The sequence below is a fragment of the Ruficoccus sp. ZRK36 genome, assembly GCF_019603315.1.
Taxonomy (GTDB): domain Bacteria; phylum Verrucomicrobiota; class Verrucomicrobiia; order Opitutales; family Cerasicoccaceae; genus Ruficoccus.
Map to the genome: position 1 here is coordinate 3,476,678 of NZ_CP080649.1, position 26,418 is coordinate 3,503,095.

A 26,418-nucleotide genomic window follows, 5' to 3' on the forward strand; every position below is an offset into this window, starting at 1 on the left:
TTAGTCCTGGCGGCGGACGATGAGGGCGACAGCGTGCCCGATGGTGGCGGTGTGCGAGAGCGAGAGTAGGACATTAGTCCCGCCGACAGCCTCCAGCAGTGCGCGAGCTTTATCATCGAGGACAGCAATCGGCTGCATGCGCGAGCCGTGCTCCACGCTGACCGAGGTCCACGCGAACTCTGCCCCGATGCCGGTCGAGAAGGCTTTGGAGACGGCTTCCTTGGCGGCGAAACGTGCGGCCAGATGCGGGTACGGGTTGCTCTGCGAGAGGCAGTACTCCTGTTCGACTGCGGTGTACAGGCGCTTGAGGAAACGCTCCCCATGGCGCTCGTGCGAACGCTGGATGCGCTCCACATCGACCAGATCGGTGCCGAGCCCGAGTACGATGCCGCCTTCTTCGAGTTCGATCTTCATCGCAGTTTCCCGTTCATCAGGGCCTTCATCTCGCGCACAGCCTCGGTGATGCCGGTGACGAGTGCGCGGCACATGATGCTGTGCCCGATATTCATCTCGTGCAGGTGCGGAAGCTCGCGTGCGAGCCGGATGTTGACGTAGTTGATGCCGTGCCCGGCATTGACCTTGAGCCCGCCCTCGTGAGCACGTACCGCACCGTGGCGCAGGCGCTCAAGCTCAGCCTTGGCCTGCTCGGGCGTTTCGTAAAAAGCATGGGCAAAGGCGCCGGTGTGCAGCTCAACATAAGCACAACCCGTCTCGACCGAGGCCTGAATCTGCGCAGAGTCCGGGTCGATAAAAAGACTGGTGGCGATACCGGCGTCTGAGAAGCGCTTCACCGCATCGGTGATCGCAGCCTGATTAGCGGCAACGTCCAGCCCACCCTCGGTCGTGACCTCATTACGGCCCTCGGGCACGAGCAGCACGACCTCCGGCTTCACCTGCAGGGCGATCTCGATCATCTCCGTCGTGCAGGCCATTTCGAGATTGAGCGGCACCTGGATCATCTTGCGCATCAGGTGCAGGTCACTGTCCTGGATGTGGCGGCGATCTTCGCGCAGGTGCATGGTGATGGCGTCGGCCCCGGCGCGCTGGGCGTGCAGGGCGATCTCGACCGGGTCCGGCTCGACCATCTTGCCGCGGTCGAGCGCATTGTCCCGATAGCGCGCCTGGCGGAGAGTAGCGCTGTGGTCGATATTGACGCCGAGAAGAATGTCTGGGGATTGCATGGTTGCGAAAAAGGGACCTATTCCACCGCTTTGTTGCGGTTTTGTGAAGGCTAATTTCCCGCGTGAGGATGAAAGGCAAAAGAGATAAATATCTTCAAAATCAGCTCCGATTCAGAGACGACTATCAAAGAGAAAACTCCGTGACCCTGTACCTCCGTGTGAGTTCTATTTTAGCACCTTACGCAGAAAAAGCGCCCGGTGGTGCGGACTGGGGCCGTACTGGCGAAGCGCCTCGCAGTGTGCGGGGGTCCCGTAGCCCTTATGCCCGGCGAAGCCGTAGGCCGGGAACGCCGCGTCCAGCTCGACCATGAGCCGGTCGCGCGTCACCTTGGCGACGATGGAGGCCGCCGCAATGCACAAGCTGCGGCTGTCCCCCTTGACCAGTGCGGCGTGCGCGTAGGGAAACTTTTTCAGGGGCTTACCGTCGATCAGGATGTGTAGGCGGGCAGCAGGTGCGACCTGCTCAAAGAGCGGCATCGCCTCGGACTCGGCGCGGGGGAGCTCGCGCCGGAGTGACTCCAGTGCCCGCGTCATGGCCAGCCGGGTCGCCCCGAGGATGTTCAGCTCGTCAATCTCCTGCACCGTTCCTGCGGCCGCGGCAAAGGCCACCCGCCCCTCGTTGCGCCAGCCTTCCAGTCGGGCCAAAATCTCCTCCCGGTGCGCAGGCTTGAGCAGTTTAGAGTCGGTGATGTCGGAGCAAAGCTCGCCCAGCCCGCTGTCTTCGAAAAAGCCTTCTCCGGGGCAAAACGCCGCCGCCACCACCGGCCCGGCCAAAGCGCCGCGCCCGGCCTCGTCCACCCCGGCCAGCGCCCCCTGCGCCGCTATCAACGCGCAGTCGTGCTCCCACAGGTGGCGGTTATTTTTCATTTTATGAATGGGTCACAAAGTATACGAAGGAGACACAAAGAGGGCAAAGGTTAATGTATTCAATATTCCAATACAAAGAGCCGTTTCTAAATCAATCTATCGACATTTTTTTTCAATCTTTCTTCTTCGTGCTCTTTGTGTCTCCCTCGTGGACTTCGTGACCGTATTTAAACTAGTACCGCTGCCAGGGCTGTTTCTCGGGGACGGGCAGGCCGAGCACCTCGTAGGCAGTGCGGAAGTGCAGCTTGGCGTAGTCGCCGAGGCAGTCGGGGCCGAACTTTTCCACCAGTTGCTTGCCCTGCTTTTTAACGGTGGCGCTGGCCCCCTTGCTGAGCTTGAACCCGGCCTGATCGGAGAGCTTCTCCATCTGCCGCACGTACTCGGCACGGGCGATGACGGAGGCCGCCGCGACCACGGGGTCCGACTCGGCCTTGGTCCGCATGCGCAGCTCGAAGTCCTCGACCTTGAGCTGGCGCTGCACCAGCGGCTGCTTGCTGAACTGGTCGAGCAGCCCCCACGGCACATGGCGCTTGGCCAGGGCGTTCTCGCAGGACTTGGCGTGCATCCAGGCCAACAGCTTGTTCAGATTGTTGCCAAATTTCTTATAAAGCTGGTTGTATTTGGCCATGCCGGCCCAGGTCGTCTCGATGACCACGCCCTTGGTCTGGCGGATGAGTTTCTCCAGCCGGTAGATGGCGGCGTCCGAGGTGATCTTTTTGGAGTCCTGCAGGCCCGCCTCGCGCCACTTCTCGATCATGGCCTTGTCAGCGATGACACAGGCCGAGATGAGCGGGCCGAAGAGGTCGCCCTTACCGCTTTCGTCGAGCCCGGCGTGGGTCTCGAACCATTCGGGGTTGAGCACCTCGTCGTAGCCGAGCTTCGGATCGTGGGTGATCTCACCCTCCAGCACATAGGTCACCCAATCCTCGGTCTTCTTGCCCTGCACCACGAGCTTTCCGCTGGCGTAGCCGACGATGTTCACGCCGTCGCCCTTGAAGGCGAAGCGCGCGTAATCGACCTCGTAAAAGCTCCACAGGCGCTTGTCGCACCAGGCCTTCACCTGGTCCATCTGCGCGTCATCGAGCTTGATCGTGTAGAGGGTCTTTTTCTTCGGTTCGCTGTCGTCGGTCTTCGCCATAATTGAAAGGCCCTAGCACACCGGCTGCCGGGGCGCTTGACAATGACTTTTCCCGCAAAATCCACCCCACCCTCCGCAGGCCGACCTACCGACAATTACCGGGCCTCATGCAGGAATACACCCAATCCGCGCACGCGGTACCCCCCGAAAAACCGCGCCCCTGCCCCCGCCTGGTGCCAACGCAAAAAAGCGAGTGGCGCGTTGACCCAGTGACAATCCCCGGCGAAGTTATCCCACCGTGAGCGCCCCCGATGTCATCCGCAATCACCGGGCCTTCCAGGCAGCCCTTGGGCGTTGGTACGAGCAGAACCACCGCAAGCTGCCATGGCGTACGCAGCCGAGCCTCTACCGGACCGTGGTCTCGGAGTTCATGCTCCAGCAGACGCAGGTAAACACCGTGCTGCCGTACTTCGATGCGTGGATGAAGCAGTTCCCGGACTTTGAAGCGCTGGCCGCCGCCGACGAGGATACCGTGGTCAAGGCCTGGGAAGGACTCGGGTACTACCGGCGCGCCCGTAATCTGCTGGCGCTCGCCCGCGCCTACGTAGACGCCGACCCCAAGCCCGTGACCGCCAGTGAGTGGCAGGCGCTGCCCGGCGTCGGCCCGTACACCGCAGCGGCCATTGCCAGCATCAGCCACCACGAGGAGATAGCCGTCATCGACGGTAATGTCGTACGCATCCTCACCCGTATCCTTGACGACCGCACCGCCTACAAGGACGCCTCACAGGCGGCCCGGCAGCTTGTCGGTCAGGCGAACCAGCTCATCAAGGGAGCGTCCAGTCCCGGCGACCACAACCAGGCCATGATGGAGCTCGGAGCAACCGTCTGCACCCGGGGTAATCCCCTGTGCCCGCTCTGCCCTGTGCAGGCCTACTGCCGCAGCCACCTCACCGGCGAGGCCGAGCTGCTCCCCATCTTCGCCAAACGCAATACCGTCTACCGCCAGATCAACCGCTGCTGGCTGGAGCGCGACGGCAAGCTCCTGCTGCAAAAGGCCCCCAGCGACTCCGCCCGCCTGGCCGGGATGCATGAGCTGCCCGAGGGACGCCTGCTCAAGTGCGACTACGACAAGGCACCCCTGATTTTAAGTAAAAAGCGCGGCATCGCCAACGAACTCATCGAGGAGCGCATCTATGCCCTCGCCGGCGATACCCCCGTCCCCGACTCCCCGCACCTGCTCTGGGCCGACATCGACGAGCTCGACCAGCTCACCCTCTCAGGCCCCCACCGCCGCTGGGTCAGCGAGATCCTCGGTACCCGCAAGCAGGAACTCTTTCCCGGTGCCTGACGTGGGCTTACGCAGCACGGGTTGCACCCGCTGGCATTGATGGGGCTCTGCCCCATTGCTCACAGTCAATGGTAATTCGCCTACAGGTTTCGTATCCTGCCTTTGTGGGGCGTGGGGCGTTCATTTAGGTTGGCGACAATGGCCGTTGTTCAGGCCGACGCTCCAAGCGGAGGCCTCAGAGCCCCCGGGTGCAACCCGGCAGGCTGTGCCCTGCCTGCAAAAAACCCGGTCCGCGAACGGGCCGGGTTCAAACTCTCAACCGACAAGGCGTCGGTCAAACGGAAGAAAGGGGCTTACTGATTCTCGTAGCGCTGGCGCAGCATATTGCTGAACGCGGAAGCCTTGTTCTTACGGCGCTTTACTTCCGAGGGCTTCTCGAAATAGCGGTTGGCACGGACGTCGCGGATGATACCTTCGCGGTCCAGCTTCTTCTTGAGGCGGCGGAGAGCCTTCTCCATGGTCTCGCCTTTGCGGATTCTGACTTCTACGGGCATGTGGATTGATTAAAATTCAGTTGCGGGAAAAGCGGAGATAAAGACGCGTTTTCCACAGCCCGTCAAGGCTTTTTAGCAGCACCCAACTAAAATACCACAGCAAGAATTTATTATTATATTATACAACACTATGAATTGACAATATCCATAGAAATAAACATAATTTCAATTTCAACCCTGTAACCACGGAGTAATAGCATGCCAGTAAAACATACACCCACGCAAGAAGTACATAAAGGCACTAAAGGTGGACATACCGGATGTGGCTTCGACACCAAAGAAAACCCTACACATTGGGTAAATACATCCGAGAAAATTACATGCAAAAAAAACGGTTGTAAAAACTAGCGAATACTAGACTGCCCGCTCAAGGCGAATCGCTATGCCACTTCTAGAGCATACGCGTTTACAATCATTACATTGTTAGTTTCTCGTGCTTGAAGCTACCGCGTTAACGCGGTAGCTTCTTTTCTTTTCTGCCGCCCATGTCCAAAGACAAAGAATTCGTCCACCTGCACGTCCACACCGATTACAGCCTGCTCGACGGGTGCAGCCGCGTGGACCGGCTCTGCAAGCGGGCGGAAGAGCTGGGCATGAAGGCCCTCTCGGTCACGGACCACGGGGTGCTCTTTGGGCTGGCGAGCTTCTTTAAGACTGCGAAAAAGTACGGCATCAAGCCTCTGCTGGGCTGCGAAATCTACCTCGTCTACGACGACCACCTCGGCGCCACCAACGAGGAACGCGCCAAGCAGAAGAGCTACCATATGGGCTTGCTGGCGAGGAACTTCCAGGGCTACCAGAACCTGACCCGCCTCGTCTCCAAGGGCCACACCGAGGGCTTTTACCGTAACCCGCGGGTATCCCTGACCGATCTGGCCGAGCATAAGGAGGGGTTGATCGGGTTCAGCGGCTGTCTGGCCGCCGTCATCCCTCAGATGCTGATGAAGGGCGACTACGAGGCCGCGCGCGAGGCCTGCGGCACGTTCGTGGACATGTTCGGCAAGGATTATTTCATCGTCGAGCTGATGGACCACGGGCTCAAGGAGCAGCAGTCGATCATCCCCGACCTGCTCAAGCTGGCCGGGGAATTTGACCTTAAGGTCGTGTGCACCAACGACGTGCACTACGTCAACGCCACCGACCACCGCCCGCACGACTCGCTCCTGTGCATCCAGACCGGCGCCCGCGTCTCCGAGGAGAACCGCCTGCGCTACGGCTCCCAGCAGTTTTACCTGAAAAGCCGCGAGGAGATGGAGAAGGTCTTCCGGGAGCGGCCCGACTCGCTGATCAACACCTCGGCCGTGGCCGAGATGTGCGACGTCAAGCTGCCCTTTGGCGAAGACCACTACCCGGTTTTCGAGCGGCCGATCGAGACCGTTTACCAGCCCGACGCGAAGAACTTTGACCGCGTGCTGGACATCTATGTCGAGCGCAAGAACACTGTCCTCACCCGCGAGGGGGACGACCCGATCAGCCTCGACGAGGAGGCCCGGGAAAAGTTTCGCGCCAACGGCCTCTACCTCTTTGACCTCTGCAAAAAGGGCCTGAAGGAGCGCTACGGCGTCAACTACGACGAAGTCCGCCAGCTGGTCGAGAACGGTAAGCTCCTCGACGGCGACGAGGAAAAGCATAAGCAGGCGCTCAGGCTCTGCGAGCAGCTTGAGTACGAGCTGGCCATCATCACGGGCACGGGCTTCGTGGACTACTTCCTGATCGTTTGGGACTTTATCAAGTGGGCGCGCGACCGGGGTATCCCGGTCGGGCCAGGCCGTGGCTCGGGCGCGGGCTGCATGGTCGCCTACGTTCTCAAGATCACCGACATCGACCCCTTCCGCTTCGGGCTGCTCTTCGAGCGTATGCTGAACCTCGAGCGCGTCTCCCCACCGGACTTCGACGTGGACTTCTGCATGCGCCGCCGCGACGACGTGGTCAACTACGTGCGCGACAAGTACGGGCGCGACCGCGTGGCCAACATCATCACCTTCGGCACCTTCGGGGCGAAAATGATCGTGCGCGATCTGGCGCGCGTCAACGACCTGCCCTTCGCCGAGGGTGACAAGCTCGCCAAGATGATCCCCGACGAGCTGAATATCTCTCTCGACGACGCCGTGGCCAAGTCCGGCGAGCTCCAGAGCGAGATCAAGCACAACCCGATCGCCAAGACGATCATCGAGGAGGGCAAGGTCATCGAGGGCATGGTCCGCAACACCGGTAAGCACGCCTGCGGCGTCATCATCGCCGACCAGCCGATCACCAACCTCATCCCCGTCACCCTGCAGGAAGGCGACCTCACCACCCAGTACCCGAAGGGGCCGAGCGAGGACCTGGGCCTGCTGAAGATGGACTTCCTCGGGCTGAAGACGCTGACCGTCATCGCCGACGCGCAGGAAAACGTCCGCCAGCTACCGGGGCAGGAAAACTTTGACATCGAAAAGGTCAGCCTGGAGGACCCCGCTACCTTCCAGCTTCTGAAGGACGCCAAGACCGTTGGCGTGTTTCAGCTGGAGTCCGGCGGCATGCAGGCACTCTGCCGTCAGCTGGAGACCAGCAGCATCGACGAGATCGTGGCGCTTATCGCGCTGTACCGGCCCGGCCCGATGCAGTTTATCCCACAGTACATCAAGGGTAAGAAGGACCCCTCGACCATGCAGGTCCCCCACCCGCTCCTGAAGGATCTGGTCGAGGAAACCTATGGCGTGCTCGTCTATCAGGAGCAGGTCATGCAGTCGGCCCAGATCATCGCCGGGTACACCCTGGGCGGCGCGGACATCCTCCGCCGCGCCATGGGTAAGAAGATCAAAGAGGTCATGGACGCCCAGAAGGACATCTTTATCAAGGGCGCGAAGGAGACCAACAACATTGAGCGCAAGAAGGCGGAGGAAATCTTCGGCATCCTGGAGAAGTTCGCGCAGTACGGTTTTAACAAATCGCACTCGGCGGCCTACGCGATGCTCAGCTACCGCACGGCCTTCCTCAAGGCGAACTTCCCCTGCCAGTTCATGGCCGCCGTGCTCTCCTCCGAGCTCGGCAACGCCGACAAGGTCTCCCACTTCATCGAGGAGTGCGAGAGCCTCGACATCGAGGTGCTCGGCCCCGACATCAACGAGTCGGGCCTCATGTTCACTCCGGTGAAGGACGAGTCCGAGGACGCAGAGGCGGCCTGGAGCATCCGCTTCGGCTTGGCCGCCATCAAGGGCGTGGGCGACGCAGCCGCGCGCATCATTCTGGAGGAGCGCGACAAGGCTGGCCCCTTCACCGACTTTCACGATTTTATCACCCGCACCGCCGACGCCGCCGTCAACCGCCGCGTGGTCGAGTGTCTGGTCAAGACCGGCGCCTTCGACTTCTGCGGGCTGGACCGCGGGCACCTCTTGGCTGCCGTTGAGCAGGTGATCAACGAGGTGGCTGACCTCGCCCGCGACCGCGCCGCCGGCCAGGCGAATATGTTTGATATGCTGATGGACGACAGTGGCGGCAGCGACGAGGACTCCGGCGGTGGCCACAGCGCCATCCGCACTGATGGGCCCGCCATGCCCATGGCCGAAAAGCTCCAGTACGAAAAGGAGCTGCTGGGCTTCTATGTCTCCGGCCACCCGATGAACGACTTCCATGGGCTCGACGACACGATCAACAACCTTCTCCCCGGTGAGGACCTCAAGCTGTGTGACCGCCAGAGCTTCCGCATGTGCGGCGTCGCGCTCAATATTAACAAGCGACTCACCCGCAAGGACAACCGCCCCTGGGCATTCTTTACCCTGGCCACCCGCAAGGCCTACTACCAGATCAACGTCTTCCCCGATGCCTTTGAGCGCTACGCGCCCCTGCTGGCCGAGGAGGGGCAGATCGTGCTCGTCGAGGGCGAGATCCGGCACGACGAGGAGCGCGGCGAGACCCGGCTCAATGCCAGCTACATGGCGGCGCTCACCCCCGAGACGGCTTCGGCCTACATTACCACGGCTACGCTCTATGCCAGCCCGGAGGAAAAACCGCTGGCCGACCTGGCAAACTTCCTGCGCGAACTGGTGGACAAAAACGAAAGCGGCGGCACCAAGCTGCGTCTCGCCGTCATGGTCAACGAAGACGAGGCCCTCTACTTCGAGAGCCCCGACTACGTCGCCTGCCGCCTCGTCCCCACCCTCTACGATAAGCTTCGCAAGCATCCCGCCATCCGACGCATCCTGCTCGACTCGCGCCCTCTGCGCGAGCCCGAGCGCCCCAAGTGGATGAAAAAGGGATAGGTTTTTATGGGGGCTACGCGCCCCCAAACCCCGCGGCAGCCGAGGGCTGCACTTTCGATGCTGCGCATCGTATCAGCGATTTCCTAAACCAGCTCAGCTGGTTTAGGAAATCGCTGAACAAAGCATCAAAACTGGGCCGTCCCATTATGGACACTATTCGCTACCGTAGGATAGCGTCCGCTTATGGCATTTCAGGAGAAAATGCCAGGGGTGATCTGATGGCGAGGCCGTGTCAGGGAAGGTTTCAATGTCGGTCTGTCGTTTGGTGGAGCCCGGACGACGGACCGAAAGTGCAGCCCTCTGCTGCCGCGGGTCCGGGGTGCGTAGGCCCGGTGCGGGGCGTGGGGGCGCGCAGCCCCCACACAACAACTTGACGGCGCTCACCCCAGGCGTTTGTTCATCATATCGGTAGCCTTGCGGTGGAACTTCGCGCGGGCGTCGATCATGCGGTAGAGCTGGACCTTAAAGATATCCAGGCCGATCATCCAGGCGAGGTTGTAGCCCCAGACCAGTCCGATCCATTTCCACGGCAGCGGTGGCATGAGCTTGAGGCCAAAGGCGCAGATGAGCACGGCCACGACCTGGGTTGCCACGATCGCTCCCAGCAACTGCCACGAGGGGAACGGCGGCTGGAAGAAGAACTTGCTCGTGCGGGTGAGGAAGAGCAGCAGGTGTCCGGCGACGACCAGTTGCAGGAACAGCATGGTCTGGAGGTGTCCGGGGTCCTTGGAGAGTCCGAGGTACTCCATCCCCAGCCAGAGCAGGCCAAAGGTCTGCACGACCGAGAACGCCCCCAGCGCCGAGGAGACGGTGATCACCCGGGGCATGTTCCAGCGTACGGGCTTGGGGTCGATGCGGGTGCGGTCGTAGGCGATAGTCATGATCGGGATGTCGTCCAACAACGCGAGCAGGATGATCATGATCGGTGTCAGCGGATAGAAGTGCGCCCCCGCCACCACCGGGAAGATCAGCATCGAGAGCACCACGAAGAACATGATGTCGATCGTCATCGCGATGCGGTAAATGGTGTAGCTCATCATGCGCTCGAAGATCTGGCGTGAGATCTCGACCGCCTTGATAATCACGGACAGACCCGGCTGCGTCAGGATGAGCGCGGCAGCCCCGCGGGCGGCATCCGTCGCCCCGGAGACGGCGATGCCCACATCGGCCTGCTTGAGAGCAGGGGCGTCATTGACACCGTCCCCGGTCATCCCGACGAGATGCCCGCGCTCCTGCAGAGCCTTGACGATCCCGTACTTGTGCTCGGGAAAGACCTCCGCAAAGCCCTCGGCCTGCTCGATCGCCTTACGCGTTTCGGGCATCTTGTGCGAGAGGTCCGCCCCCTCTTTAAAGAACTGGCTGGCGGGGATAATGTTTGTGCCCATCCCGAGCTGACCCGAGATTTCGGCCGCAATGGCGGTGTTGTCGCCGGTCACCATTTTTACGTCGATGCCGTGTTTGCGGGCTTCGGAAATAGTCTCCGCCGAGTCTTCTCGTGGCGGATCAAAGAGCGAGAGAATCCCCAGAAAGGTCCACTTGCCGTCGGCCTGCCGAGCCACCCCGAGTGTGCGGTAGCCTTTTTTAGCGTAGCTGAGCACGTCCGTATCAGCCTTCTGGCGCGTGGCAGCATCCAGTCCGCACAGGTCAAAAATCACCTGCGGAGCACCCTTACTGTAGGCTTCTTCGTGCCCGTCCTGTGTTTTCACTTTGGCCTCCGTGCGTTTGCTCACCGGATCGAAGGGTGTGAAATTCTCCGGCGTGTACGACTCCAGTGCCTTGCGGTCCGAGAGACCGGCGAACACTGCCAGATCGATGGCGTCGTTATTCTCCTCCTTCGAGGCGAGCGCCCCGGCCAAGGTCAGCTCCTGCGCGTCCTTCGCAGCGTACAGGACAGGCTCGCCGAGGGTGATCTTGTTCTGCGTGAGCGTGCCGGTCTTGTCCGAGCAGAGGATGTCGATCCCGGCCATTTCCTCAATCGCCTGCAGGCGAGAGACGATCGCCTTGTGCTTGGAGAGCGCGAGCGCCCCCAGCGCCATCGTCACCGATAGCACCGCAGGCATAGCCACCGGGATCGAGGCCACCGCCAGGATGAGCACAAACTGCAGCACATCGAGGAATGCATCCCCGCGCTTCAGCTGCACCGCCACCAACAGCACACACAGCACCAGCGCCACGATGATGAGAAAGTTACCGATGTGCAGCACGGCCTTCTGGAAGTGGCTGACCGCCCCCGCACTCTCCACGAGCTTGGCCGTCTTCGCGAAAAAGGTATTCCCGCCGGTGGCTGAAACCACCCCGACCATTTCCCCCTGCTTGGCCACTGAACCGGAGTAAGCGATTTCGCCTGTCTTCTTGCTCACGGGCAGGGACTCCCCGGTCAGCGCGGCCTGGTCGATGCTCAGGTACTCCCCCTCGGTCAGCTTCGTATCCGCCGGGACGACATCCCCGAGGCGGATGCGGATCACATCGCCGGGGACAAGCTCCCGGGCAGGAATCTCGCTCCATTTCCCGTCACGCCGGACGCGGGCCTTGAGCGCGAGCTGAGCCTTGAGGGCGTCCAGCGCGTCTGAGGCTTTGTACTCCTGCCAAAACCCGATACCGGCGTTGATAATCAGCAGGGCCAGGATGATCGCGAAGTCCATCCAGTCCTTGTTGATAATGGAGAGGATAGCGGCGATTTCGATCATCCACGGGATCGGTCCCCAAAAGTACCCGAAGAGCATCTTCCAGATGCTGGTTTTCTCAACATTCAGCTCATTGGCCCCGAGGGCTTGCAGGCGGCTGGCGGCCTCTGCGGCGGAAAGCCCCTGCTGCGAGCTTTCGAGTTTAGCATACAGCGCCTCGGCCGACATGGCCTCAGCTTCTTTGGCATCCACGACTTGCACCATAGCGCACCTCCCAGGGGTTCAGGGTTGGATAGAAATAGGGTAATTCTGATAGAAAACTAACGGCTTCAGGCGCAATCGTCACGAGAAAAAATGCGGGCTGAAGCCAGTCGCAAACAGCAATCCAGAAACCATTGACACCCGTGAGCGCTTCGCTCAGGCTTGCGTGTTTTGCCGGGGTAAGTTGTGGCACAAGACGAGCTACTGCACCCCGAATTTCCGAGTAACATGTTGAGTACCATGCAGAACGACCTGGCCCGTATCCTGGTCAGCGAAGAGGATATCCGCAGCCGCATCCAGGAGCTGGGGGCCGACATCACACGGACCTACCGAGAGATGGGGACCGAGGAGATTGTCGTCATCTGTATCACCAACGGCTCCATCATGTTTGCGGCGGACCTGCTGCGTCAGATAAACCTCTACGCACAGCTCGACTGCATCCGCGTCTGCTCCTATCAGGACGACGTCAATCCCGTCTCCGAGCCCGAGATCGTCGATAACATCCGGCTCGACATCGCCGGGCAGCACGTGCTGCTGATCGACGACATTCTCGACACCGGCCGCACCCTCGAGCGCATCGTCCACGTGCTCAACGACTTTGCTCCCCAGACCCTGCGCACCTGCGTGCTCCTCGACAAGGAAGGCCGCCGCGAGGTCGGGCATGAGCCTGATTTCGCGGGCTTCACCATCCCCAATGAGTTCGTGGTCGGGTACGGACTGGACTTCGCCGAGCGCTACCGTAACCTCAGTTGCATAGGCATCCTCAAACCGGAACTGCAAAATCCGCCCGAATGGTGCTGATCGGGGTGCCAATTTTATTCATACCCGTCAATCTGGTATGAATCTGGCACATCCCACGTTATACTTAGACATGACTCTGGCTGAAAAAAAACAGGAACTGGTCGAAGAACTGACCATCATCGAAGATCCGCAGGAGCGCTTCGCTTACATTATCGATTTGGCCCGCACCCTTGAGCCCCTGCCCAAGGAATACCAGATCGAGACCTTTATGATCAAAGGCTGCATGTCGCAGCTGTGGCTGGTCCCGACTTTCGAGAATGGCCGCTGCCACTTCCGGGTAGACTCCGACGCCGTCATCACAAAGGGCGTCGCCCGTCTCCTCAGTGACCTCTACAGCGACTGCACCCCCGAGGAGATCCTCGCCAACGAGCCGACCTTCCTCGCTGAGCTGGGTATCGACCAGCACCTTTCCCCCAACCGCCGCAACGGCCTCAGCAACGTCTGGAAGACCATCAAGGCCTATGCCGAGCTGTGCCTGAAGAACCAGGAAAAAGACGCCGTACGCTAGGCTCCCCCTGCCTGCTCAGGCATCTCCCCCCACCCGAATAAGTGGAATATTATGGGGTCATTGGGCTCTAAAGAGTATACCCGACTCTTAAGAAAAGTGTAAAATTCCCGATAGGGATAGAGTATGTATCCCTGTCTTGCACGATAGAAAGCCCATAGATTATGAGCGAAACACAAGTCTTGATCGCTGAAGATGACTTCATTTCACGTAAGTTGCTTGAGGCGAATCTGACCCAGATGGGATACGGTGTATCCGTCGCTCAGGACGGAGAAGACGCTTGGCGTCAGTTTGACGCTCAGCCCACCCGTATCGTCGTCAGCGACTGGCTCATGCCCGGCATGGACGGGCTCGAGCTATGCCGTAAGATTCGCGCACGTGAAAACACCGACTACACGTACTTCATCATGCTCACCGCCAATGTCGGCGAGGATGAGAACTACTTTAAGGCCATGGACAGCGGGGTGGACGACTTCCTGACCAAGCCACTGGATCGCAACCAGTTACAAATCCGGCTACGCGTGGCCGAGCGTATCCTGCTCAGCACCTCTCGTATCCAGTCTCTGGAAACGATGCTCACGATCTGCGCCTACACCAAGCGGATCAACTTCCCCGATGAGGGTTGGCAGACCATTGAGGACTTCCTGCTCAACCACTTTGGCATCCAGCTCTCACACGGCGTGGACCCCGACTACTACGAGACCCACATCAAGCCCGAGTTGGCACGCCTCACGGCGAAACACGAGTCCGGTCAGGCCTGAAGCAGTACTCAGTCCTTGCGCTGAGCGTCGCCCAGTTTTTTCAGGGTATCCCAGGCGTAGATACCGGTGTTGTGCCCATCGCTGAAGATAAACACCACCGCGTAGTTACCGGCGAAATTCCAGCCGTCCACCGTCACGCCCGGAAATTCCCGCGCACCGTCCCCGCCGTATTGGTTCCCGAAGATATCCTTCTCGCCGACATTCTCGGCACTGGGAGAGTTCGCGCGCAGATACTCCGGGTCGAAGTAATCTTCGCGGCCGTCCGGCCAGCGGATGGCAACTTCCTTACCGATGAGCTGAATGTCTACGGGGGGCTGTGTCATGGGGCTATCCTCGCCCGAACATCGCCCCATGCGCAAGCCTTCTCATCCGGGGGTACTCATCTCTCTTGAGCCTATGTCGCCTCGTCGTATCGATGTGCTTTAGGACCACTAATAAAGACATCTGCGCGGCATCCGCATTGACTCTCTCCCCCTTGCAGATGAGACTTTCCGGCTTTGTAAGCGGCTACGAGGATGGCCGCCTTATCTCGATATACGATTACTGCTATGAGCCACCAACGTTTCCAACTGACCATCACTCCGCGCGCCCAGGAATTAGCCGATAGCCTGGATATTTCTGAACTGATCCTGCAAGTCTGCACCCCCGCCTATGCGCATGTGGCGGACCAGCCCATGATCGCCTATGGCGGCCTGTTTTTCCACCAGAGTGCCCGCGAGCATCTCGCCAAGGCTCTCGCCGAGCATGCCAAGGTGAGCGACATCCCTCCCTTTATCATGGCGGACATCGAGAGCGGGATGCGCTGCCTGATGGAAGACGACACCCTGAGCTTCGGCTCGATGATGAGCTACGGCGCCGCTAACGACCCGGCCCTCACCCGCGAGATAGGTGAAGTCACGGGGCAGGTCGCCTGCAAGCAAGGCTATAACTGGTCACTGGCCCCCTGTGTCGACCTGATCGGAGACACAGACTCCCCCATGGCCAGCTTGAGGAGCGCCGGGACCGACCCCACTCGCACCAAGGACGCGACCTGGGCTTTTGCCGAAGGCATGCAAAGCAACGGTCTCATCGCTACCGCCAAGCACTTCCCCGGGGATGGCTTCGGGACCCTCGACCAGCACCTGACCACAGTCGCGAACCCCCTCAGTCAGGAGGCTTGGTACGCCGGCCCCGGGCAGGTCTTCCAGCACCTGATCGACAAGGGGATCAAGGCCATCATGCCCGGCCATATATCGCTCCCTGCTTTTGACGAGCCCGACCCCGAGCTCGGCCTTTGCCCACCTGCCACCCTCTCCCACCGCCTCCTGACAGACCTGCTCAAAAAAGAAATGGGCTTTGACGGGTTGATCGTCTCCGACGCTGTGGAGATGTCAGGGTTCTGTGGTTTCATGAATTACTATGACGCCTGCGCGCGCTTCCTCGAAGCCGGTGGCGACATGCTGCTCTTCCCACTCGTCGACGACGCATTCATGAAGCAAATGCTGCGCTGCGTCGAAGAGGGCAAACTCACCGAGGAAACCCTCCGTAACCGCGCCGCCCGTAATATCTCGATGAAGGAGCACATGGGCTGGCTCGAGCATACCGTCTCCGACACGATCAGCCCGGCCGAAGTCGATGCGGAGACCTACGGACTCCCTGCCCTTGCCGAGCGCATCACTGCCAAGTCTGTGGGCATCCTGCGTGATCGTCACCAGACGCTCCCTCTCAGCAACGCCCAGGAGAAGAATGTGCTGCACGCCGTCATTTATAATGACTACGACATGCACAAGGATCTGCTCACGCATTTCACTCAGGAGCTGGGTAAAAACTTCGGACAAGTCACGGAGTGGGTGGACCCCGGCTGTCGCTCGTTGTTCAAGGCCGCTCGCGACAAAACCTTCGACTACATCATCTGCTCGATCGGCGCCTCCGTGCAGTACGGCACCAACATTATCCGTGTTCACGGCACAATCGCGCGCAACATGATGTTTGGCTGGACGAAGTTTGACACTCCGGTGATCTTTGTCGCCCACCATCACCCCTTTGTCATCAACGAGTATGAAGCAGCGATCGACTGCTGCGTCGCCTCGCTGGGCAGTTCACGCTATACCAACTCCTGGCTGGCCGCCGCCCTCGCTGGTAAGCACGACATGCCCACCCTCACGCTCTAGGCAAAGGAGATCTGCGGGCGTCACGGTGCAGAGCTGTCGGCATCCGACCACACCGAGCTGAGCATGACGGTCTGCCTGTATGCGGGCAGACCGTATTCAGCGTTACCCAGCATACGGTGCAGCAGATTCACCGCCGACTGCCCGATGACGGGATAACGAGCCGTGAAGTACGGCACCCCCGGCTCACCTCCCTGCGGGCTGGGCGAGAGCTGCACGCGCGGCAGCTTACCCAGAGCCTTTGCAATGGACCGGGTAGCTCCGCTGAGCTGCCAGGATAGCACGAGCCCGTCGGGTCGGGTCCGGTGTAGCCATTGCACGACACCTTCCGGCTTCTCGGGGTCCAGTTCGTAAAAAAGCTTCCTGCCCCACGCGCCCTCTTCATACATCATCGCGGCCTGCATCAGCGGACGCCTAAAGACATGCGCCCGGTCGGTCTCCACCACAAACCCCGGTCGCCGACAGCCCCGTGACTTCAGCCACGCCAAAGCCTGCTCGATATCGACCCGGTAGTCCCGCCCGACCGCATGCAGGCCGGGCTCCATCAGCGTATCCCCTACCCGCACCCAAGACAAATCCTCCCACGGAAACGGCAAGCTCTGTCTCGCCTCGACAAACGGCCCCAGGATAACCCCGCGGATCCCCCGCGCACGCCAGACACTTGCCATACGCTTCAAAGCGGCAGCTGTCGGCTTGCTGAAATGGAAGTGCTGAACGTCATAGCCCAGCCGCGTGCCGTAGTCTTTCAGTGATTCAAAAAACGGCTCTAGCCAGGGCATCTGGTCAGGGGCCGCATCTCCGCACCAGGCCAGCGTTTCGCGATAAAAATTCTTTTGTCGCACACGGGACAGGCCTGCCGACACCACAGGGTCCAGCTGATAACCGGCACCTCCGAGCGCCTGCTGCACCCGCTCCGCCGTCTTCTCCGATATCCGCGGATCACCATGCAGTGCCCGCGAAACGGTCGAAGCCGAGACTCCGAGCTGAGCGGCTATCTGTCGTAAACTGGGCTGACTCATCACTGCTATAAACGAAGAACTAATCGGCGAATGCAACAGTTGCACTTTCACCGACATTGCACAAGCCCGAACGACGCACAGACTTGCCCCATAGAACGGCGCAGTCCATGACCGCCCGCTAAACCACCCCCACCCGAACTTACCATGAATTCGCTCATCACCAAAGAATACGAACGCCTCTGGGACGACCCCAAACTGCAAGAACGCATCGAGGAGGGCATCCGTGCCCACCGCCAGAGCGATGCCTGCATCCGAGTGACGGACTTCAAGGGGGCGCCGATTCCCGGCGTCACCGTGACTGCAGAGCAGCACGACAGTGCCTTCCACTTTGGGGCTAATATCTTCAAGCTCGGAGACTTCCCGCAGGAGCAGCTCAACCGCGACTACGAGGACGCCTTTTGCGGACTTTTCAACGGCGCCACCGTCCCCTTTTACTGGCGCACACTTGAGCCCGAGCAGGGGCGCCCGCGGTTCAGTGAACACAGCGTACCGATCTCCCGTCGCCCCCCGCCGGACCAGGTCGTAAAGTTCTGCCAGAAGCGTGGCCTGCGCATGCACGGGCACACCTTCTCCTGGGCCATGCGCAAGTGGAACATCCCCGACTGGCTCCCCGAGGACCCCGCCGAGGCTGCCCCCTACTGGGAGAAACGCATGCGCGAACTAGCCGAGCGTTATGGCGACAGCATTAAGCGCTGGGACATCGTCAACGAGGCAACCGCTGATTTCATCCATCTCCCCAAGTTCATCGAGCGCAATGTCGCCTTCCCCATGCAGGAGAAATACGAGGAGGCCGCATTTGCGTGGGCAGGCAAGTACATGCCCGCGGATAACCGCCTGGACCTGAACGAAGACACCGGTGTCTGGGGCGAGGATAGACGCGCCGCTTTCACCGACCTCATTAAGCGTATCCAGACTTCCGGTGGGCGCCTCGGTGGCATCGGCATGCAGTTCCACTTCTTCCAGGATCAGGACCTCAACCAAATCCTCAACGGCCAGTCCTACACCCCCGAGCACCTGCTCAAAGTCCTCGACTACTACGGTCAGTTTGACCTTCCGCTGCATGTGAGCGAGATCACCATCACCGCTCCCGGAAACTCCAGCGAAGGACTCGAAACCCAGGCCACGCTCGTCCGCAACTTTTACCGACTCTGGTTCAGCCACCCCGCGATGGAAGGCATCACCTGGTGGAACATGCCAGACGGCGCCGCCGCTCCCGGCGAGAACAAGGTCTACTCCGGCCTGGTCTTCTCGGACATGAGTCCGAAGCCCTCCTACCTCGCGCTTCAGAATCTCATCCGCCACGAGTGGCGCACACGCACGCAGGGCGTGACGGACGAGGACGGCTGCTTCCGCTTCCGCGGGTTCCACGGGACGTATCGTCTCGGAACGGACTCTGGACAAGCCGATGCCGGGATCGAGTCCGCCATCACACTTGAACCGGGTAAGGACGCCCAGCAGCAGATACGCCTCTACCGAGATTTCGGTCACGCTTAACGCGTTCGACGAACCAGGGCGGCAATTGCAGTTGAAGCGGGCGTGGGCATCCACGCTTGCATCACTGGCTCAGCAGCAGTAGAGACAAACGTGTCGGGGAAGCATCCCGGCGCAATCTTTCAACTGCTGCAGTCATGATTACCACTGTCGAACTAAGCCTCTACCCGCTGAACGAGAACTACCGCCCGCTGATCAAGGACTTCCTTAAGAAGCTTCAGGCCTGCGAGGGCCTCCAGTGTACCACTGGGGGCACCTCCACGGTCATCATCGGCGAGCATGCGCTCGTCATGAAGACACTCGACGATCTCATGCAGTGGAGCATCGCCGAGCACGGCCGCTCGGTCTTTGTGGCCAAGTTCCTCCTCGACTACGACGCCTCCTAAGCTCTCGCCCAGAGGCATCCCACAAGGGACGCCCTCAGCGTCTGACGTATTCGTTTTCCATGACAGTATTACGCATCGCCATCACCGGATGTCGCTGAGCCCTGCTGAGCCTTTTCAGCCTCCAGCTCCAGGCGTTGGCGCCGGTCCCTGCGTTTGCCGCTGTAAATCATCAGCGCACCCACCAGTGCCACCGAGAGCCCGACGAAGAGGATGCCCAGTCGGCCGTCGATTCCCCAGGTATTACCCGGGATGAACATGATCAGGCACACACCGAGCCCGATGATCATCGCAAACGAGCCCAGGATGCGCTCCTGACTCGAGTCGTTGGCCACACCGACTTCCTTTTTAAAGTCCACCGGCGTCTTCATCAACGTGAAGAAATCCTCCACCTGCGCCTTGTACTTGGCCGAGGAGTACTTCCAGAAGGGCATGGTCAGCATAAAGACCAGTGCTCCCGCCCCCATCTTGAGGAGCACGCCCCAGTGCCACTTGTACTCGTGGCTCATGAGCGGTACGCCCAGGAAGGGGTCCTTACCACTAAAGTACATGAACAAGCCGACCGGCCACACCAGGGTCATCGTAAAAATCGCCGACCACCACGGCACACGTTTGATGAACAGCCCCAACAATAGAGGTATCTGCGAGGCGGGCAGTAGAAGTGACAGGATGAGCATGTAGCGGAAGATGCCCTTGCCCTCCTGCTTGGACAGGTACAGCGCGATGCAGATGATGATGACCCCGCAGATCAGCGTCCACACCTGCCCGATACGCAGCTGCGCCTTCAGGCTCGGCTGTTCGCGCCCGGACAGTTTGAACAACGGCGGCAGGATGTTCTTCACCAGGTTGGCGGCGCTGCCGTTGAGGCCCGAGTCCATGCTGCTCATCGTCGCGGCAAAGATAGCCACCGCAATCAGTCCCGCCATCCCCTCTGGCAGAAGTTTCAGGCTGATCAGCGCATAGGATGACTCCGCCGGGGAGGCGATCGCCATGGCATCCACCTGCTCAGGTATCGTCAGGCGTGCGATCATCGGCGGAATCAGCCAGATAAAGGCACCCGCCGTCATCATGATACAGGCCAGCCAGGCCGCCTTGCTCGCCTCGCGTCCGTCCTTGGCGGCAAAGTAGCGGGGGGCAGCCCCCATAGAGTTATAGCTGATGATGTGGTCCAGCGTGATGGCGATGGCCCAGTAGATCGAGAAGTCGATCATCTCGTCCGAGAACTCGATCGTATTGATCGGCCGGAAGTGCTCGGCCAGGTTGAGGCTGTGGATCAGATCGTTCATCGGCCCAAAGCCGCCGATGAAGCGTAACGAAAGGATCGCGATGAGGATAGTAATCGGGATCAGCAGCAGGCTCTGGAGAAAGTCCGTCGCCTTCACCGCCCAGCTACCACCGACCATGGAGTAAAACAGGACGATTGCCCCGATGATGACGATCGTCGTCTGGATATCGAAGCCGAAAATGGCGGAGGTAAAGATGCACAGCCCGTAGAGGTGAAGCGCCGCCACATACCCGTAGAAAAGAAAACCGGTGTAGCTGAGGTACTGCTGCGTAAACAGCCCGTAGCGCGCCAGGATGATCTCGCCACCGGTCGTCAGGCGCATCTGCCGGAAGCGCGGTGCCAGGTACACAGCATTAAACACAAAGCCGATGCTGTTCGAAAGATACAGAAAGATAACACTCCATCCGGCGGTATAGACGACCCCGGCGGCGCCGGTAAACGTCCACGCGCTGAAGGCAGCCATAAACGCACTGGTCCCGATCAACCACCATGTCCCCTGACAGCCATTACGGAAGTAATCGTTCGAGTCCTTGTTGAATTTTTTGAATACAAAAGATACCGCAAACAAGAGTATGAAGTATCCAACGATTACGATGTACTCGACTGCCGTGTTCATATGGCTCTCTGTCGAATCATCGTTTCAAACTCGTGTAAATCGAAACCGCCCTTTACGGGGCCCGACAGGCATGCACACATGCGAGTCCGTTTTGCGAACGCACAATATCTGCCCTGTACTCCTGCCGATGGGAATGCCATAGACAGCGATTCAGCGCCTGAACATTTCTTCTCCACATCGTCCGCTGACTTAAACCGAAACAGATGTACGAAACGACCAGGCCATATCCACGGGCAGGCCCCAATTACGTTAACATCCGCTCCAGATAGATTTCGTGGTAGTTCGGGTGCACATTTTTCAAAGATGCCGGCGTTTTTTCCGAAATGTTTTCATTAACGCGCACATCCAATGAAAATTACACATGCCGAGTGAAACAAGTTCTATTGAAGTGCAAATATTTATAGGCTTGTATGGAGGCATCAATAGCAGCGCAGGACACATAGCCTGCCTGCAAAAGCTAAGACTCCCCCATGAAAAACACCCCTATCGCCTTCGGCATCTGTGGCCTCGGTCGAATCGGCGCGCAGCATTGCGAACACTTTACCGAGCATGCGGACCGCTATAAGGCCGTGGCATTCTGCGACCTCGACGCCGCCCGCGCTGAGGGCCCTGCCCAGCAGTACGGCGGCACACCCTACACGGATTTCGCGCAGTTCCTGGCCAACGACGAGATGGAGCTGGTGATTATCGCCACCCGCTCCCTGGACCACGCGGCCAACGCCGAGCAGGCGCTCGCTGCTGGTAAGACAGTCCTTCTCGAAAAGCCCATCGGCGTGACCGCTCAGGACCGCCAAACACTGCTGCGCCTCAACCGGGAATATCCCGGCAAACTCTTTTTCTGCCACAACCACCGCTTCGAGCCTGCCTTTGCGAACACGCAAGCGATCATCGCCGAGGGGCTGCTCGGAAATGTCCAGGTGGTGAAGATTCACAAGTACCATGACTTCTCCCGCCGCAATGACTGGCAGATGCGCCTGGACTGCGGCGGCGGACAGCTCAGCGTCTGGGGGCCACATCTGCTGGATCAGGCGATCCAGTATATCGGGGCTCCTATCCGTGATGTATGGAGCTACCTGCGGCGCGTCCTCACGCCCGGCGACGCCGACGACCACGTCCGCATCCTGCTCACGGGAGAGAACGACATCGTCGCCGAGCTGGAGATCAGCAACGCAGTCGCGCTGACCGGCCCCTACTGCACAGTCTATGGTGACAGGGGCACGCTCATGTATAATCAGGAGCAGACCGAGCTCCACTTAAAGTACCTTGATCCGGAGTTCAACTGGCCCGCAGCCACCGCCAGCGGTGACACCCCTGCCCTCGCCCGCGACACCTACGGCCAGGCTGAGCTGCCCTGGATTGAAGAGACGCGTGCCGTCGAGCCGAGCGTTAACATGTGGGCCTTCGTCGAGCAGGAGATCGCTCGCCACCTGCACAATACGCTGCGCAACGGCGTCCCCTTTCCCGTGAAAAACGAAGACGCGCTCGAAGTCGTCCGCCTGACCGAAATCGTCAAGCAGCAGAACCCGCAATTCAACTGGATCGACTAAGCGTGTGCCACGATGCAGAGTCACTCAGACGGCATACCAGTACTCCTCCACCCCTACAGGAAAACACGATCATGAGATTTCAGGATAAAGTCGTAATCGTCACCGGTGCAGCCTCCGGCATGGGGCTGCTCAGCTCCCAGCAGTACGCCCGCGAAGGCGCAAAGGTCGTGCTGACGGATGTCAATGCCGAGGCGGCGACAGCAGCAGCCGAGAGCATCAGCAAGTGTGGCGGTGAAGCCATCGGCATGGCTGTAGACGTCAGCAACTACGCAGACGTTGAGAAGGCCGTCGCCAGCACGCTTGAGCACTATGGCCGGATCGATGTCGTCCTCAACAGTGCCGGCGGAAGCCCGCTTCGCATCTGCCGCTGCGAGGGCGGGTTTGACCAGATGGACCTCTCCGCCCTCGACTGGGGCGTGGATGTAAACTTCCGGGGACCGATCTACTTTAGCCGGGCCGCCCTCCCGATCATGATCAAACAGAAAGGCGGCGTCATCATCAACATGGGCTCAGTGGACGGCGTGACCGGCACCTCCGGTGATCTGGTCTACAGCGCCTGTAAGAGCGGCATGATCGGCCTGACGAAATCCCTCGCCCTCTACGGCGCGCCGCATGGCGTGCGCGCCTGCTGTGTGTCTCCCGGTCCGGTCCTGACACGTGCCGCCATGGCAAATATGAAGACCCCGCTGGGCCGCGCCGCCGAGCCCGAAGAAGTCACCAGCCTCATTCTCTACCTCAGCTCCGACGAGGCCGCATTCATCACCGGGACGAACTACTCAATCGATGGTGGCCGCAGCTGTGGCGGGCGCGACTAGACGCTCTTCAACACCATCTCTCTAAAATGCCTACCCCATGAAACGAAAAGCTATCGCATTTACAGCGCCCGGAGTAGCTGAACTCGTGGAGGCACGCCTGCCCGAGCTTCAGGCCGACTCCGTCCTCGTCCGCACTGAAGTCTCCGCCATCAGCGCTGGCACTGAGCGGGCAAACCTGCTCGACCTGCCGAACCTGGCGGACAGCCCGCACGGAGTTTTCCCCAAATATCTCGGCTATAGCGGCGTGGGTCATGTCGTGGAAACCGGTAAGGCGGTGCAGAGCGTCAAGCCGGGGGATCGTGTCCTGACTCACTGGGGAAGCATTCACGCTGACTACAATGTTTTGACTGAAAACAATGTGGTCAAAATCGAGGATGACTCGCTCGCCCCTGAGCATGCCGTCTTTGCGGTCATCGCCGGGTTTGCCCTCAACGGCCTGCGTAAGACCCGACTGGAGATCGGCGAAAGCACTGCCGTCATCGGTATGGGCATCCTCGGGGTCTTCTCGCTCGCACTGTGCCGTATCGCCGGAGGCTCTCCCGTGCTCGCGATGGACCTAAGCGAAAGTCGCCGTCAGCTCGCCCTCGAACTCGGAGCACACCTAACTTTTGACCCAACTGACGCGGATTACATCCAGCAGGTCAAAGCAGCCTCAGGCGGTGGCGTTAACGCCATCATTGAGGTCACGGGCCAGTCCGTCGCGTTGAAGCAGGCGCTGGATTTTTCCGCGAAGTTCGGACGTATCGCCCTGCTGGGGTGTACCCGTGTTTCGGATACAGCCATTGATTACTACCAGCAGGTTCATCGGCCCGGCGTCGAGATCATCGGAGCACACACGGCCGCACGCCCCTCACTGGAGTCGCGCCCGCACAGCTGGACCTGGCAGGATGATGCGCGCGCGCTGATGCGGTTCATGGCGGATGGGCGCTTGCCCATGGATAAGATCGTCTCGACCCTTTACCGCCCCGCAGACGCCTCGGTCGTCTACACAAAACTGGCTGAGAACCATCACGACTTCCCCATCGGCGCAGTCTTTGACTGGCGCGACTAGATAGAGCCCGTCAGCACGCCGTTAAGCAAACTGCCGCACACGCGGCAGAGTCATGCCTCGGACACGTCGTTAATGTTCCAGTGGAGATTATCCATAATCGCCCGCATAGCGCGCACCGTCGGCTGCCCCATACCATAGCGCGGCTCGTACTGCGGCACGGCGAAGAAAGTCGATATCCCCAGGGCAGGCCCCATGCAGCGATGCGGGCGACTGTACTTGCCATTGCACAGGTGGACGAAGGGCAGCTTAAGCTTCTGCTTTAAGACCATCGTGGTCCGAAAGGCCTCGGCCAGCTCATCAGGCGTATCCACCGTGGTGACGATCTTCACGATGTCCGGACCACGAGCCTCCAGCGCGAGCATGTGCTCGACCACTTCGTCCGTCGTTCGCGAGGAAGCCATGTGCGAGGAGATAATGGCGTGCGCGCCACGGGCACGAATCTCTGCGATGAGCTGCTTCTGGCGTTCAATCGCATCCGGGTTCGACGTCAGCTCTCTTTCGGACGGGTCGTATAGGTCTCCCATCACATCGATGACAGATGCCCCCGCTGATGCCGCAGCGAGCAGCACCTGCTGCCGAGCCTCGTCACCCAGTTCCTGTTGTTTGTCGTTCCGGTAAAAGAAAAACATCCAGGGCAGATTTACCGCCGCGATGATTTCGCGCAGCGAGTCCTCGTTGCGATACTCAGGCTTCAAGTCCTCCAGACTGGCAGCCAGGCCATCGGCCCCCTCATACTCCGAGTGCCGGGCAGTGGCGATCAGCTCCTGCGGTGTCTGTCCGGCGAAGATCGCGGTAAGGACCGGATGCGATTGGTTGAGAAATGTTTTCTTCATAGCTCCGTATCTCAAACAGAAGTTTAGCGCGTCCAGTGGGTGTAGCCAGCAGCAGCCAGTAACACCTCCTGTACCTGGCAATCATGCTCGGCGCTGTAGGGGTTGGAGATCTCTCCACGGATCATGCGGTAGAAATCGACCAATTCGTCTTCATAGCGGTCACGAACGGGGCCAAACTCCAGCGTGTGCGCCCCGGCGGCAAAGTCACAGGCATCGTCACGCAGGATCAGCTCCATCCGCAACACCTCCCCGTCAAATCGCTCCATCGGGAAGATCTCGACCGTCCCGCCCGTACCGCAGACCTTCAGGCGTCGCCGTTTTGTCGCGCCCACCTCGCGGCTGCACGCGCGTAGTGTCGCCGTCGCCGTCGGGTACTCCAGGATGGTGAGGCAGTTATTCTTGATGTAGCTCTCATCGCCGGGAGCGGTCTTCAGGATGGGAGTCACACCGGTCGGCATCCCCAGCAGGGACACAACGAAGTCGATCAGGTGGCACCCCAGATTAAACATGATACCCCCACGAAAGCTCCCGATGTACGGCTGATACTCCTCGCCGCCGTAGTCATGGCTCATACAGCCCTGCACCTCAAAGATCTCACCGAGCCAGCCCTTTCGGGTGGCATCGAGAATCCAGTTCATGGCCGGATTACCGCGAAACATATAGCCCATCTGAAAGGCCAGTCCCTGCTCCTCGTAGCCCCAGCGCAGCCGCTCGAAATCAGCCAGATTCTCACCCCCGGGCTTATCCAGATGGATCGGCAGGCCCTGTGCCAGGCAGCGCTCAGCGGCAGCCACCAGGTCGAGATTGGGGACCTCGACGGCAACAGCCTCCAGGCCAGGAGTACGGAAAAGCTCCTCCTCGCTGAGCCAGGGCAAACCCGCGTAAGGCTCCAGATCGGTGATCGCGATATGCGCCGCCTGCGTGTCGCGGTCGTCCACCACCCCGACTATATCAAAAAGCTCCGGGCGCAGCTTCAGGCTATTCATTTTGCCGGACGCATGCTCATGGCAGATGCCGATTTGGCCAATTTTCAGGGGCTTCATAGGATGCTCTTATCTGTTAAAGGGGTT

At 60.0% G+C, this 26,418-nt stretch carries 22 protein-coding genes; 11 read left to right on the forward strand and 11 right to left on the reverse strand.

Annotation, left to right across the window (positions count from 1 at the left end):
* The 4 genes from acpS to rnhC form a co-directional block, all read right to left on the reverse strand.
* Positions 1-414, reverse strand: a complete 414-nt coding sequence (acpS, locus tag K0V07_RS15190; protein ID WP_220622239.1) for a holo-ACP synthase — start codon at positions 412-414, stop codon at positions 1-3.
* Complete coding sequence (locus K0V07_RS15195) at positions 411-1,181, reverse strand: pyridoxine 5'-phosphate synthase (protein ID WP_220622240.1); 771 nt, start codon at positions 1,179-1,181, stop codon at positions 411-413. The genes acpS and K0V07_RS15195 overlap by 4 nt, the downstream gene beginning before the upstream one ends.
* Positions 1,182-1,346: 165 nt before the next feature.
* Positions 1,347-2,048, reverse strand: coding sequence for a ribonuclease HII (locus K0V07_RS15200; RefSeq protein WP_220622241.1), 702 nt, complete (start codon positions 2,046-2,048; stop codon positions 1,347-1,349).
* Between the two features lie 172 nt (positions 2,049-2,220).
* Positions 2,221-3,186 carry a ribonuclease HIII gene (gene rnhC, locus K0V07_RS15205; protein ID WP_220622242.1) on the reverse strand — a complete coding sequence of 322 codons (966 nt, stop codon included), beginning with the start codon at positions 3,184-3,186 and terminating at the stop codon, positions 2,221-2,223.
* Between the two features lie 238 nt (positions 3,187-3,424).
* Here rnhC and K0V07_RS15210 point away from each other — a divergent pair, with 238 nt between their 5' ends.
* Entirely contained in the window at positions 3,425-4,477 is a 1,053-nt protein-coding gene (locus tag K0V07_RS15210; protein ID WP_255568014.1) for an A/G-specific adenine glycosylase, read from the forward strand.
* Between the two features lie 293 nt (positions 4,478-4,770).
* Here the strand turns inward: K0V07_RS15210 and rpsU are convergent, their stop codons facing one another.
* Positions 4,771-4,971, reverse strand: coding sequence for a 30S ribosomal protein S21 (gene rpsU / locus K0V07_RS15215; RefSeq protein ID WP_185674594.1), 201 nt, complete (start codon positions 4,969-4,971; stop codon positions 4,771-4,773).
* 485 nt (positions 4,972-5,456) lie between these two features.
* Here rpsU and dnaE point away from each other — a divergent pair, with 485 nt between their 5' ends.
* The gene (gene dnaE / locus K0V07_RS15220) at positions 5,457-9,209 is read left to right on the forward strand and encodes a DNA polymerase III subunit alpha (RefSeq protein ID WP_220622243.1); all 3,753 of its coding nucleotides are present in this window, start codon (positions 5,457-5,459) and stop codon (positions 9,207-9,209) included.
* 380 nt (positions 9,210-9,589) lie between these two features.
* Here dnaE and K0V07_RS15225 read toward each other — a convergent pair whose 3' ends face one another.
* Positions 9,590-12,097: a plasma-membrane proton-efflux P-type ATPase gene (locus tag K0V07_RS15225; RefSeq protein ID WP_220622244.1), complete on the reverse strand. Its 2,508-nt coding sequence runs from the start codon at positions 12,095-12,097 to the stop codon at positions 9,590-9,592.
* 237 nt (positions 12,098-12,334) lie between these two features.
* Between K0V07_RS15225 and hpt the strand changes: the two genes are divergently transcribed.
* From hpt to K0V07_RS15240, 3 genes are all read left to right on the forward strand, one after another.
* Positions 12,335-12,895 carry a hypoxanthine phosphoribosyltransferase gene (gene hpt / locus K0V07_RS15230; RefSeq protein ID WP_255568016.1) on the forward strand — a complete coding sequence of 187 codons (561 nt, stop codon included), beginning with the start codon at positions 12,335-12,337 and terminating at the stop codon, positions 12,893-12,895.
* Between the two features lie 70 nt (positions 12,896-12,965).
* On the forward strand, positions 12,966-13,403 hold the full coding sequence (locus K0V07_RS15235) for a SufE family protein (protein WP_220622246.1): 438 nt from the start codon (positions 12,966-12,968) through the stop codon (positions 13,401-13,403).
* A 161-nt stretch (positions 13,404-13,564) separates the two neighbouring features.
* On the forward strand, positions 13,565-14,161 hold the full coding sequence (locus K0V07_RS15240) for a response regulator (RefSeq protein WP_220622247.1): 597 nt from the start codon (positions 13,565-13,567) through the stop codon (positions 14,159-14,161).
* Between the two features lie 8 nt (positions 14,162-14,169).
* On the opposite strand, the gene K0V07_RS15245 is transcribed toward K0V07_RS15240, so the two are convergent.
* The gene (locus K0V07_RS15245) at positions 14,170-14,484 is read right to left on the reverse strand and encodes a DUF971 domain-containing protein (RefSeq protein WP_220622248.1); all 315 of its coding nucleotides are present in this window, start codon (positions 14,482-14,484) and stop codon (positions 14,170-14,172) included.
* A 225-nt stretch (positions 14,485-14,709) separates the two neighbouring features.
* Between K0V07_RS15245 and K0V07_RS15250 the strand changes: the two genes are divergently transcribed.
* Positions 14,710-16,311: a glycoside hydrolase family 3 N-terminal domain-containing protein gene (locus K0V07_RS15250; protein ID WP_220622249.1), complete on the forward strand. Its 1,602-nt coding sequence runs from the start codon at positions 14,710-14,712 to the stop codon at positions 16,309-16,311.
* Positions 16,312-16,331: 20 nt separating this feature from the next.
* On the opposite strand, the gene K0V07_RS15255 is transcribed toward K0V07_RS15250, so the two are convergent.
* Complete coding sequence (locus K0V07_RS15255) at positions 16,332-17,327, reverse strand: LacI family DNA-binding transcriptional regulator (RefSeq protein ID WP_220622250.1); 996 nt, start codon at positions 17,325-17,327, stop codon at positions 16,332-16,334.
* 144 nt (positions 17,328-17,471) lie between these two features.
* Here K0V07_RS15255 and K0V07_RS15260 point away from each other — a divergent pair, with 144 nt between their 5' ends.
* Both K0V07_RS15260 and K0V07_RS15265 read left to right on the forward strand, forming a co-directional pair.
* On the forward strand, positions 17,472-18,821 hold the full coding sequence (locus K0V07_RS15260) for an endo-1,4-beta-xylanase (RefSeq protein WP_220622251.1): 1,350 nt from the start codon (positions 17,472-17,474) through the stop codon (positions 18,819-18,821).
* Positions 18,822-18,955: 134 nt separating this feature from the next.
* Positions 18,956-19,204: a hypothetical protein gene (locus K0V07_RS15265; RefSeq protein ID WP_220622252.1), complete on the forward strand. Its 249-nt coding sequence runs from the start codon at positions 18,956-18,958 to the stop codon at positions 19,202-19,204.
* A gap of 68 nt (positions 19,205-19,272) precedes the next feature.
* On the opposite strand, the gene K0V07_RS15270 is transcribed toward K0V07_RS15265, so the two are convergent.
* A complete protein-coding gene (locus K0V07_RS15270; protein ID WP_220622253.1) occupies positions 19,273-21,054 on the reverse strand; it encodes a hypothetical protein in 1,782 nt (593 codons plus the stop codon).
* 518 nt (positions 21,055-21,572) lie between these two features.
* On the opposite strand from K0V07_RS15270, the gene K0V07_RS15275 reads away from it, so the two are divergent.
* The 3 genes from K0V07_RS15275 to K0V07_RS15285 all read left to right on the forward strand — a co-directional run bounded on the left by K0V07_RS15275 (position 21,573) and on the right by K0V07_RS15285 (position 24,515).
* The gene (locus K0V07_RS15275) at positions 21,573-22,649 is read left to right on the forward strand and encodes a Gfo/Idh/MocA family oxidoreductase (protein WP_220622254.1); all 1,077 of its coding nucleotides are present in this window, start codon (positions 21,573-21,575) and stop codon (positions 22,647-22,649) included.
* A gap of 71 nt (positions 22,650-22,720) precedes the next feature.
* Positions 22,721-23,464, forward strand: coding sequence for an SDR family oxidoreductase (locus K0V07_RS15280; protein WP_220622255.1), 744 nt, complete (start codon positions 22,721-22,723; stop codon positions 23,462-23,464).
* 37 nt (positions 23,465-23,501) lie between these two features.
* The gene (locus K0V07_RS15285) at positions 23,502-24,515 is read left to right on the forward strand and encodes a zinc-binding alcohol dehydrogenase (protein WP_220622256.1); all 1,014 of its coding nucleotides are present in this window, start codon (positions 23,502-23,504) and stop codon (positions 24,513-24,515) included.
* A gap of 50 nt (positions 24,516-24,565) precedes the next feature.
* Here the strand turns inward: K0V07_RS15285 and K0V07_RS15290 are convergent, their stop codons facing one another.
* On the reverse strand, positions 24,566-25,348 hold the full coding sequence (locus tag K0V07_RS15290; RefSeq protein WP_220622257.1) for a type I 3-dehydroquinate dehydratase: 783 nt from the start codon (positions 25,346-25,348) through the stop codon (positions 24,566-24,568).
* Positions 25,349-25,371: 23 nt separating this feature from the next.
* The gene (locus K0V07_RS15295; RefSeq protein ID WP_220622258.1) at positions 25,372-26,391 is read right to left on the reverse strand and encodes a Gfo/Idh/MocA family oxidoreductase; all 1,020 of its coding nucleotides are present in this window, start codon (positions 26,389-26,391) and stop codon (positions 25,372-25,374) included.
* Positions 26,392-26,418: the final 27 nt, after the last annotated feature.

Bases quoted from the DNA above. Each gene is read 5' to 3' on its own strand.
- acpS (WP_220622239.1), bottom strand. From the start codon at position 414: ATGAAGATCGAACTCGAAGAAGGCGGCATCGTACTCGGGCTCGGCACC.
- K0V07_RS15195 (WP_220622240.1), bottom strand. From the start codon at position 1,181: ATGCAATCCCCAGACATTCTTCTCGGCGTCAATATCGACCACAGCGCT.
- K0V07_RS15200 (WP_220622241.1), bottom strand. From the start codon at position 2,048: ATGAAAAATAACCGCCACCTGTGGGAGCACGACTGCGCGTTGATAGCG.
- rnhC (WP_220622242.1), bottom strand. From the start codon at position 3,186: ATGGCGAAGACCGACGACAGCGAACCGAAGAAAAAGACCCTCTACACG.
- rpsU (WP_185674594.1), bottom strand. From the start codon at position 4,971: ATGCCCGTAGAAGTCAGAATCCGCAAAGGCGAGACCATGGAGAAGGCT.
- dnaE (WP_220622243.1), top strand. From the start codon at position 5,457: ATGTCCAAAGACAAAGAATTCGTCCACCTGCACGTCCACACCGATTAC.
- K0V07_RS15225 (WP_220622244.1), bottom strand. From the start codon at position 12,097: ATGGTGCAAGTCGTGGATGCCAAAGAAGCTGAGGCCATGTCGGCCGAG.
- hpt (WP_255568016.1), top strand. From the start codon at position 12,335: ATGCAGAACGACCTGGCCCGTATCCTGGTCAGCGAAGAGGATATCCGC.
- K0V07_RS15235 (WP_220622246.1), top strand. From the start codon at position 12,966: ATGACTCTGGCTGAAAAAAAACAGGAACTGGTCGAAGAACTGACCATC.
- K0V07_RS15240 (WP_220622247.1), top strand. From the start codon at position 13,565: ATGAGCGAAACACAAGTCTTGATCGCTGAAGATGACTTCATTTCACGT.
- K0V07_RS15245 (WP_220622248.1), bottom strand. From the start codon at position 14,484: ATGACACAGCCCCCCGTAGACATTCAGCTCATCGGTAAGGAAGTTGCC.
- K0V07_RS15250 (WP_220622249.1), top strand. From the start codon at position 14,710: ATGAGCCACCAACGTTTCCAACTGACCATCACTCCGCGCGCCCAGGAA.
- K0V07_RS15255 (WP_220622250.1), bottom strand. From the start codon at position 17,327: ATGAGTCAGCCCAGTTTACGACAGATAGCCGCTCAGCTCGGAGTCTCG.
- K0V07_RS15260 (WP_220622251.1), top strand. From the start codon at position 17,472: ATGAATTCGCTCATCACCAAAGAATACGAACGCCTCTGGGACGACCCC.
- K0V07_RS15265 (WP_220622252.1), top strand. From the start codon at position 18,956: ATGATTACCACTGTCGAACTAAGCCTCTACCCGCTGAACGAGAACTAC.
- K0V07_RS15275 (WP_220622254.1), top strand. From the start codon at position 21,573: ATGAAAAACACCCCTATCGCCTTCGGCATCTGTGGCCTCGGTCGAATC.
- K0V07_RS15280 (WP_220622255.1), top strand. From the start codon at position 22,721: ATGAGATTTCAGGATAAAGTCGTAATCGTCACCGGTGCAGCCTCCGGC.
- K0V07_RS15285 (WP_220622256.1), top strand. From the start codon at position 23,502: ATGAAACGAAAAGCTATCGCATTTACAGCGCCCGGAGTAGCTGAACTC.
- K0V07_RS15290 (WP_220622257.1), bottom strand. From the start codon at position 25,348: ATGAAGAAAACATTTCTCAACCAATCGCATCCGGTCCTTACCGCGATC.
- K0V07_RS15295 (WP_220622258.1), bottom strand. From the start codon at position 26,391: ATGAAGCCCCTGAAAATTGGCCAAATCGGCATCTGCCATGAGCATGCG.